The organism is Janthinobacterium sp. UMAB-56 (assembly GCF_900095265.1).
Taxonomy (GTDB): domain Bacteria; phylum Pseudomonadota; class Gammaproteobacteria; order Burkholderiales; family Burkholderiaceae_D; genus Janthinobacterium.
Genome location: NZ_LT607684.1, coordinates 1 through 7,968 on the forward strand (window position 1 = coordinate 1; position 7,968 = coordinate 7,968).

The window sequence follows — 7,968 nt, forward strand, 5'->3', positions numbered from 1 at the left end:
ACCCCGGCCGTTCCAGCAGACGAGGCCAGCGGGGTAGAGGCCGTCGCCGCCGTCTATCGCACCATCGTTACTGCACCAGGCGATACGGATGTTGAGTGGGCAGCCAAGGAAGCCGCCCATGCCGCCGCGCTGGCCACCTTCGAGGCAGAGCTGGAGCAGCTGCGCCAGACGGTCGACCGCATCGCGTTCGCCGGTCAGGTGCCGGTCAACGTCCAAGGTGCCACGCCTGGCCAATATATCGTGCCGGTGCAGGACTGCGAGGGCATTATCGGCATGGCCGTTGATGAGGCCGACATGACCTTCACGCAATACATGCGTGCCCTCGGCAAGGTCATCGCCATCGAAGACGATGGGCGCGCCCGCATCATCGTCAAGGTTGCATAGCCACTTCCGCTCCACCCAAACCCGCTTCGGCGGGTTTTTTCATTTCCGTCGCCGGAAATACTGTCTCACTTTTCCCTAGAAATGAGACAGCCATGCTCTTACTGTCGGCATCAGATATTCCTCCGCAGCTACAAATTCACACCCACCACCTGAAAGGCATTCATGGCCATCGAAACGACCGCCGCCGGCGGCGCACTGATCAAAATTTTTGGCATCCCGGTCCTGGCCGGCGCTGCCGCAACCTCACTGGGATTCATGTTTATGTGGCCAAAGACAAAAAAGGAGGCGTTCGCGCGCTTCTTCGTGACGATCATCTCTTCTATCCTGCTGGGCCCGGCGCTGGTGGTGGCCGTGCGCTCCTGGTGGCCATCGCTGTTTGAAAATGCCAAGGAAGTGGCGGTGCTGTATGACAGCGAGCCTGCGCTCGGCTTCCTGTTCATCGCCGCGCCGCTGATGGTGGCGGCCGGCTTGCCCGCCTGGTGGGTGCTGGGCGCCACGGTACGCTGGTTCGACAAGCGCCGCGACAAGGATATCGGCGAGCTGGCGCGCGACGCGGCCGCTGTCGTCAAGGATGTGCGGGGTGGTCTGTGAACCTCACCAAGAATTTCACCTTGCAGGAACTGACCGCCTCCGACTGGGCGGCGCGCCATGGCGTCGACAACACGCCGCCGGCCGTCGTGCTGGCCGAACTGCAGCGTACGGCCGAGCTGCTGCAGCGCATCCGAAATTACCTGACGGCCAGCACCGGCATCGATACGCCGCTGACCAATATCAGCGGCTACCGCTCGATTCCTGTGAATCGGGGTATCGGCAGCAGCGATGGCAGCGACCATGTGCGCGGCATGGCAGCCGACTTCAAGGCGCTGCGCATGACGCCGTACCAGGTGTGCCAGGCGCTACTGCCCAAGCTGGACGAGTTCGGCATCGGCCAGATCATCAACGAACTGACCTGGGTGCACGTCAGCACAAAGATGGTTGCCAAGCCGATCAACCGCATCATCACCATCGACCGCCACGGCACGCGCGCTGGCATCTTGCAGGTGCGGCCGTGAGCGCGCTGGGCACCCTGGCGGCCGGTGCCGTCAGCGGTATCTGGAAGGCGGCGGCCATCCTGCTTGCCGCCGCACTGCTACTGGTGGCCAGCTCCACCGGCACCGGCTGGTGGCTGGCCGCCGACGACCGTGACGCCGCGCGCGCTGCGCTGGTGAAAGAGCAGGGAGTCAGCGCGCAGCTGCGCAGCTCGATCGCCGAGCAAAACCGCGCCATCGACGGCATGGCCAAGGCAACCCTGGTGGCGCAGGAGCGCGGCGCGGCGGCACGAGCGGCCGCCGCTGCCAAGGGCAAGAAGTATGACGCGGCCCTGGCGCAGATCGCTGGCGCGCGCGCCACGACCTGCGACGAGGCTATGCCGGCCGTCAGGCTGCTGCTGGAGGGCGTGCGATGAAATGGATGCTTGTATTGGTGCTGGCCGGCTGCGGCAGTGCGCCGCCGGCGCCGCAGCGGGTCGAAGTTCCCGTCTTTACACCATGTGTAAAGGTGGCGCCGCAGCGGCCGGCCTATGAATTTGACCAGCTGGCGCCAGCGGCAACGGATGGTGAGATCGTCCTGGCGCTGGCGCGGGACTGGCTGCGCGGGCGAAAATATGAGGGCGAGATGGAGGCGGCAATTGCGGGCTGCACTCATTCAGTGACCGATGTCGGTCACTGAATGAATCCTGCCTATTCTGGACTCTCATCATGCGGTATATGCGTCCTGATCGCGTCCGTAAGTATCAACTGATGCGCTAGGGCTGATGCCTCGATTCTTGCAGCTTGATCAGTTCGAAAATTGGTGGGGGTTGGAATTTTAATGGCTGGGGAGAACGGTGTTCCGGAAAATGCCATAAGAAAAATTAATCCTCGATGACTGCCTTGCGGAGTTGGATATGCACCTAACTGGTAATCATATCCCGCTAGGCGGTATAACTGACTCGTCTCCATGAGCTTTTCCGTAAAAATATGTTTGAGCGACCTGACGTTGGTAGTCATTTGTTAATTATAAGTTACTTGCTTGAAATTTCTATCGCAAACTATACGAGCGCCTCATGCCGATTTTCACGAACGCCCATTGCCCGTGTTCGCCCGCCTTGCTGCTGAGCGCATGCCCGACTTCTGTGCAAGTGGTGGACCTGTCGCCTTGATCGGTGCTGGCCGATCAGGCTACGCGCTGCGCCTGGTCGATCAGCACGATGACTTGGCAGCCGGCCGTCGCGCTGCCATAGTTCAGTTGCAGGTATTCGCCTTGGTGTTGGTAACTGGCGGGCGTGCCGTAGCGGGCGGCGAGGGCGAAGGTGTCAAGCCCCGCCAGATCGCCGCCGCGGTGTTCGACAATGCCGCTGGACGTGCAACTGCACAGTGCAAGCAAGAGGAGGGCGCCCGGCGCCTGTTTCATTGCAATCTTTCCTTTTGGGTTATGCTTGCGGAAGGCAGTGCCTTCTAGTATGTTGGGCGTCTACCGACCAGGTATTGTGCAGCATCAGAAAAGGTCGGATAAGGCGCCAGAACAGGGGCGAAATTTGGGCGAAAACGTAGACATTTCCAGACTTTTCCAGACATTTGTAGCAAAGCGGAAATGGCATTCCCACTATGTCTACAGAGGTTTGCGAATGTTTAAGACAGGAATCAAGAATTTCTGTATAATCTGCTTTTGCGCCAATAGGAAATGCTATGCGTCTACTTCAAAAAGCACTCACATTCGATGACGTGCTGCTCGTCCCAGCCTACTCCAACGTTCTGCCCGCCGATACGTCCCTCAAAACGCGCTTGACCCGCAATATCACCCTGAATATTCCCTTGCTGTCCGCAGCCATGGATACGGTGACGGAAGCCCGTCTGGCGATCGCGATGGCCCAGGAAGGCGGCATCGGCATCATCCACAAGAATTTGAATCCGAAGGACCAGGCACGTGAAGTGGCCCGCGTAAAGCGTTTCGAAGCTGGCGTGCTGCGTGATCCGATCACGATTCCGCCGGAAATGAAAATCCGCGACGTGATCGCGCTGACGGAACAGTATGGCATCAGCGGTTTCCCTGTCGTCAAGGGCAAGGAAGTCGTCGGCATCATCACCAACCGCGATTTGCGCTTTGAAAAGGAACTCGACGCGGAAGCCTCCGCCAAGATGACCCCGCGCGAAAAACTCGTGGTCGTCAACGAAGATGCCGATACGGCCGAAGCCAAGCGCCTGATGAACAAGCATCGCCTTGAGCGCGTGCTGGTCGTCAACGACGCCTTCGAACTGCGTGGCCTGATCACCGTCAAGGATATCCAGAAGTCGACTTCCCACCCGTTCGCGTCGAAAGACAGCCAGGGCAAGCTGCTGGTCGGCGCTGCCGTCGGCGTGGGTGCCAAGGATGAAGAGCGCATCGACCTGCTGGTCGCCGCCGGCGTCGACGTGCTGGTGGTCGATACGGCCCACGGCCACTCGCAAGGCATTCTGGACCGCGTGCGCTGGATCAAGACCAAGTACCCGCAAGTGGAAGTGATTGGCGGCAACATCGCTACCGCCGCCGCCGCCAAGGCGCTGGTGGAATATGGCGCCGATGCCGTCAAGGTCGGTATCGGTCCTGGGTCGATCTGCACCACGCGTATTGTCGCCGGTGTAGGCGTGCCGCAAATCACGGCCATCTCGAACGTCGCCGAAGCACTGGAAGGCACGGGCGTGCCATGTATCGCCGACGGCGGTATCCGCTTCTCGGGCGATATTTCCAAAGCGCTGGCCGCTGGCGCCTCGACCGTCATGATGGGTTCGATGTTTGCCGGTACGGAAGAAGCACCGGGCGAAGTGATCCTGTACCAGGGCCGCAGCTACAAGTCCTACCGCGGCATGGGTTCGCTGGGCGCGATGTCCGATGGCTCGGCTGACCGTTATTTCCAGGACGCCACGATGAAGGCCGACAAGTTCGTGCCTGAAGGTATCGAAGGCCGCGTTGCTTACAAGGGCAGCGTGCTGGCGATCATCTTCCAGCTGGTGGGCGGCGTGCGTCAATCGATGGGTTACTGCGGTTGCGCCACGATCGACGAATTGCGCCAAAAAGCGGAATTCGTGGAAATCACCTCGGCCGGCATGCGCGAGTCGCATGTCCATGATGTGCAGATTACCAAGGAAGCTCCGAACTACCGCTCTGAATAAGCCGTAGTGATAGTCCAGACCGGCGCCTAGTGCGCCGGTTTTGTAATGACACCAGATAAAGTCCCCATCATGCATTCTAAAATCCTCATTCTCGATTTCGGTTCCCAAGTCACCCAGTTGATCGCCCGCCGCGTGCGCGATTCCGGCGTGTTTTCCGAAGTCTTCCCGTATGACGTCAGCGACGAATTCGTGCGCAACTATGGCGCCGCAGGCGTGATCCTGTCGGGCAGTCATAATTCCACCCTGGACGGCGACTCGCCGCGCGCGCCGCAAGCCGTGTTCGAACTGGGCGTTCCCGTACTGGGCATTTGCTACGGCATGCAAACCATGGCGGCCCAGCTGGGCGGCAAGGTGGAAAACGGACTGGTACGCGAATTCGGCTACGCCGAAGTGCGCGCCCGCAGCCATACCAAGTTGCTCAACGGTATCGCCGACTTCGTCACAGATGAAGGCCACGGCATGCTGAAAGTGTGGATGAGCCACGGTGATAAAGTGCTGGAAATGCCGCCAGGCTTCAAGTTGATGGGCAACACGCCTAGCTGCCCGATCGCCGCCATGGCTGACGAAGAGCGCCAGTTCTACGGCGTGCAATTCCACCCGGAAGTGACGCACACGGTGCAGGGCAAGGCCATGATCGGCCGTTTCGTGCATGAAATCTGCGGCTGCAAATCGGACTGGAACATGCCCGACTATATCAGCGAAGCGGTGGAAAAAATCCGCGCCCAAGTGGGCACCGACGACGTTATCCTGGGCCTGTCCGGCGGCGTCGATTCTTCCGTGGCAGCAGCCCTGATTCACCGCGCCATCGGCGACCAGCTGACTTGCGTGTTCGTCGATCACGGCCTGCTGCGCCTGGACGAAGGCAAGATGGTGATGGACATGTTCGCCAAGAACCTGGGCGTGAAAGTCATCCGCGTCGATGCGGAAGACCAGTTCATGGGCCACCTGGCCGGCGTTACCGATCCCGAGCAGAAGCGCAAGATCATCGGCCGCGAATTCGTTGAAGTGTTCCAGGTCGAGTCGGGCAAACTGGTCAACGCCAAATGGCTGGCGCAAGGCACGATCTACCCGGACGTGATCGAATCTGCGGGCAAGGGCAAGAAAGGCCAGACCATCAAGAGCCACCACAACGTGGGCGGCTTGCCCGATACCATGAAGCTCAAGTTGCTCGAACCTTTGCGCGAACTGTTCAAAGATGAAGTGCGCAAACTGGGCGTGGCCCTGGGCTTGCCGCATGACATGGTCTACCGCCACCCATTCCCGGGCCCGGGCCTGGGCGTGCGCATCCTCGGCGAAGTCAAGAAAGACTACGCCGACCTGCTGCGCCGCGCCGACGCCATCTTCATCGAAGAACTGCGCAACACGCCGTACGAATTCGTCGCCGGCCAGGCCGTCGACCCGGACGCGCTGCCAGCGAACTGGTACGAAGCGACGAGCCAGGCGTTCGCCGTCTTCCTGCCCGTCAAATCGGTGGGCGTGATGGGCGATGGCCGCACCTACGAATACGTTGTGGCCTTGCGTGCCGTGCAAACGCAGGACTTCATGACGGCCCACTGGGCGCACCTGCCGCACAGCCTGCTGGGCAAGGTGTCAAACCGCATCATCAATGAAGTACGCGGCATCAACCGTGTCGTCTACGATATCTCTGGCAAGCCACCAGCGACCATCGAGTGGGAGTGATGAGTTCGCTTTAACTGTTTGAATTTAAAGTGAAAAATAGATGGCCGTTGATAATTCAAAAAGAATTATCAATGGCCATTTTTTGGTTAGCTTCGAGGCCTTGACGCGCGAGATCCAGCAGCTCTATTTCTACGGTGCTGCCATTTTGCATGGACAGGCGCTTCACGGCGGAGGCCAGCACGGGTGGAAGTTCCAGAAAATTCAGGATTAGCGCCCCTGCGGCCGGCACTGGCGGGTCGATTTGCGCCCCTCTGGCGATGGGCAATATCCCATGCACAAGCCAGGCGGTGCTGACGTCGAGGGCCGCGGCAATCTTATCTGCCGCGTCCATAAGTAGTTTGGCTTTGCCTGATTCATAGCGATACAGTTGCGTGGGATTGATGCCCGCCAGTTCGGCAAGCAGCACTTGTGAGATATGAAGATTCTCGCGGCAGCTTTCGAGGCGCTCAGAAACATGGGTGTTGCCAGACATACATATTGCCTTTCAATATACAACGTTCGTGAATGACCGGCTGTGACGCAGCTGTCTCCACAATGATGAAAGGAACGAGAGCGTTTTGCTAACCACAGCCTGGTCAACAGCAATGATTTTACCGCTCGGGAGCGGCATGGCGGCCTCCCTTGTTTCGTATTCCTTCCGGTCGACACCGCGAGAGGCCGGGGTCACGAGAGGCCGGGGTCCGCCATTTTTACACGATCTCAGCTTTAGTTATCTCTATTTGCGGCAAGTTGCGCTTTATTAAATGCCGATACGGCCCGACTGACTGTCTTGCTCGAGACGTGAAAAGCGGCGGCGATGTGGGACATGGTAAAAGAGGTAGACAGATAAGCGCGTGCCATTGCCTCGTCTCTGTCGCTATAGCGGACCTGATATTGCGCGAGTGACAGTGTGACCGCGCGGCGCTGCTGCCTTGGCGTATCTTTGAATGCATCGGAACGCTGCGATTGCTGATGTGCCGAAACGAAGGCGTCATCACCCAGAAGCATCTGGTAGCAGGTATGGATGAGCGGACTAGTTTCGCCCATCCCGGCCGCGACAAACCGAGAATAGTTGGCGACCGCCTCGTCGCGCGTGGCGCCAAACTGGCTCAAGAGCCAGTCACGCGACAACCAGCATGGAGGCATTGCATCGTCCAAAACGTAGTGATGGCTGCTCCAGTACCAGTCGTCGGGTGATGTCACCATGTGCGCCCGGACTGGATTCAAGACGATGTAGTGGGCCAATTCCAGTGTCAAGACCCGCTTGGTTATAAACACGTTTAACAAATAATTCCGGCTTTTTCCCCTGCCATTTCTTCATCGCCTGCATCGGTGTTTCATTATCCAGGGCGCGCTGGGGAATGTTGTGGTTGTAGATTTTCAGGTAATTGCGCAGTGTCGATTCGAGTTCGGCCCTGGACGCGAAGCGGGTCTGGTTGACGACCTCGCTGATACGGCCGTTGAAGCGCTCAACCATGCCATTGGTCTGCGGATGACGTGGCGGAATCAGGCGATGTTCGATCGCCAGTTGCTTGCACAGCACGTCGAACGCGTGCCTGCCGCTGGGAATCCGATCGCCCGTTTCCGGGTCTTTCTTCTTGCTGGTAAAGCGGTCGGTGAACTGGCTGCCATTGTCGGTGAGCAGCTTGACGATGGTGATCGGACAGGCTTTGTTGAGCTTGATCAGGAAGTCGGTACTGCTGCTGTCGGACTGGTCGGCATAGATCTCCATGAAGACCCAGCGCGTGGCGCGGTCGAT

Annotated in this window: 12 protein-coding genes; 7 read left to right on the top strand and 5 right to left on the bottom strand. The window is 59.2% G+C overall.

Translation table 11 applies throughout. From position 1 onward, the window contains the following. Window positions 1-384: hypothetical protein (locus K0F85_RS28080; RefSeq protein ID WP_219119092.1), on the top strand; the 384-nt coding region annotated here is incomplete at its 5' end. Between the two features lie 128 nt (window positions 385-512). On the opposite strand, the gene K0F85_RS29090 is transcribed toward K0F85_RS28080, so the two are convergent. Beyond that, a complete protein-coding gene (locus K0F85_RS29090) occupies window positions 513-698 on the bottom strand; it encodes a hypothetical protein (RefSeq protein WP_257638214.1) in 186 nt (61 codons plus the stop codon). Between K0F85_RS29090 and K0F85_RS28085 the strand changes: the two genes are divergently transcribed. Genes K0F85_RS28085 through K0F85_RS28100 form a run of 4 tightly spaced genes read left to right on the top strand, consistent with a single transcriptional unit; the run spans window position 688 to window position 2,091 of the window. After that, window positions 688-975, top strand: a complete 288-nt coding sequence (locus K0F85_RS28085; RefSeq protein ID WP_257638215.1) for a hypothetical protein — start codon at window positions 688-690, stop codon at window positions 973-975. The genes K0F85_RS29090 and K0F85_RS28085 overlap by 11 nt on opposite strands. Continuing rightward, on the top strand, window positions 972-1,436 hold the full coding sequence (locus K0F85_RS28090) for a D-Ala-D-Ala carboxypeptidase family metallohydrolase (RefSeq protein WP_219119094.1): 465 nt from the start codon (window positions 972-974) through the stop codon (window positions 1,434-1,436). The genes K0F85_RS28085 and K0F85_RS28090 overlap by 4 nt, the downstream gene beginning before the upstream one ends. Continuing rightward, the gene (locus tag K0F85_RS28095; RefSeq protein ID WP_219119095.1) at window positions 1,433-1,828 is read left to right on the top strand and encodes a hypothetical protein; all 396 of its coding nucleotides are present in this window, start codon (window positions 1,433-1,435) and stop codon (window positions 1,826-1,828) included. Before K0F85_RS28090 ends, K0F85_RS28095 begins: the two co-directional genes overlap by 4 nt. Then, complete coding sequence (locus K0F85_RS28100; RefSeq protein WP_219119096.1) at window positions 1,825-2,091, top strand: hypothetical protein; 267 nt, start codon at window positions 1,825-1,827, stop codon at window positions 2,089-2,091. Before K0F85_RS28095 ends, K0F85_RS28100 begins: the two co-directional genes overlap by 4 nt. Window positions 2,092-2,577: 486 nt before the next feature. Here the strand turns inward: K0F85_RS28100 and K0F85_RS28105 are convergent, their stop codons facing one another. After that, window positions 2,578-2,814, bottom strand: a complete 237-nt coding sequence (locus K0F85_RS28105) for a hypothetical protein (RefSeq protein WP_219119097.1) — start codon at window positions 2,812-2,814, stop codon at window positions 2,578-2,580. A 275-nt stretch (window positions 2,815-3,089) separates the two neighbouring features. Between K0F85_RS28105 and guaB the strand changes: the two genes are divergently transcribed. Both guaB and guaA read left to right on the top strand, forming a co-directional pair. Further along, window positions 3,090-4,550 carry an IMP dehydrogenase gene (guaB, locus tag K0F85_RS28110; protein ID WP_219119098.1) on the top strand — a complete coding sequence of 487 codons (1,461 nt, stop codon included), beginning with the start codon at window positions 3,090-3,092 and terminating at the stop codon, window positions 4,548-4,550. 69 nt (window positions 4,551-4,619) lie between these two features. Next, a complete protein-coding gene (gene guaA, locus K0F85_RS28115; RefSeq protein WP_101480991.1) occupies window positions 4,620-6,230 on the top strand; it encodes a glutamine-hydrolyzing GMP synthase in 1,611 nt (536 codons plus the stop codon). 55 nt (window positions 6,231-6,285) lie between these two features. Here the strand turns inward: guaA and K0F85_RS28120 are convergent, their stop codons facing one another. The 3 genes from K0F85_RS28120 to K0F85_RS28130 all read right to left on the bottom strand — a co-directional run. After that, window positions 6,286-6,702 carry a helix-turn-helix transcriptional regulator gene (locus tag K0F85_RS28120; protein ID WP_219119099.1) on the bottom strand — a complete coding sequence of 139 codons (417 nt, stop codon included), beginning with the start codon at window positions 6,700-6,702 and terminating at the stop codon, window positions 6,286-6,288. 233 nt (window positions 6,703-6,935) lie between these two features. Beyond that, entirely contained in the window at window positions 6,936-7,322 is a 387-nt protein-coding gene (locus tag K0F85_RS28125; protein ID WP_219119100.1) for a hypothetical protein, read from the bottom strand. A gap of 7 nt (window positions 7,323-7,329) precedes the next feature. Further along, a partial coding sequence (locus K0F85_RS28130) for an integrase core domain-containing protein (RefSeq protein WP_257638216.1) occupies window positions 7,330-7,968 on the bottom strand: 639 nt, incomplete at its 5' end.

What these genes read in the sequence shown, in the direction of transcription:
- guaA (WP_101480991.1), top strand. Translation starts at nt 4,620, where the DNA reads ATGCATTCTAAAATCCTCATTCTCGATTTCGGTTCCCAAGTCACCCAG.
- K0F85_RS28100 (WP_219119096.1), top strand. Translation starts at nt 1,825, where the DNA reads ATGAAATGGATGCTTGTATTGGTGCTGGCCGGCTGCGGCAGTGCGCCG.
- K0F85_RS29090 (WP_257638214.1), bottom strand. Translation starts at nt 698, where the DNA reads ATGATCGTCACGAAGAAGCGCGCGAACGCCTCCTTTTTTGTCTTTGGC.
- guaB (WP_219119098.1), top strand. Translation starts at nt 3,090, where the DNA reads ATGCGTCTACTTCAAAAAGCACTCACATTCGATGACGTGCTGCTCGTC.
- K0F85_RS28120 (WP_219119099.1), bottom strand. Translation starts at nt 6,702, where the DNA reads ATGTCTGGCAACACCCATGTTTCTGAGCGCCTCGAAAGCTGCCGCGAG.
- K0F85_RS28105 (WP_219119097.1), bottom strand. Translation starts at nt 2,814, where the DNA reads ATGAAACAGGCGCCGGGCGCCCTCCTCTTGCTTGCACTGTGCAGTTGC.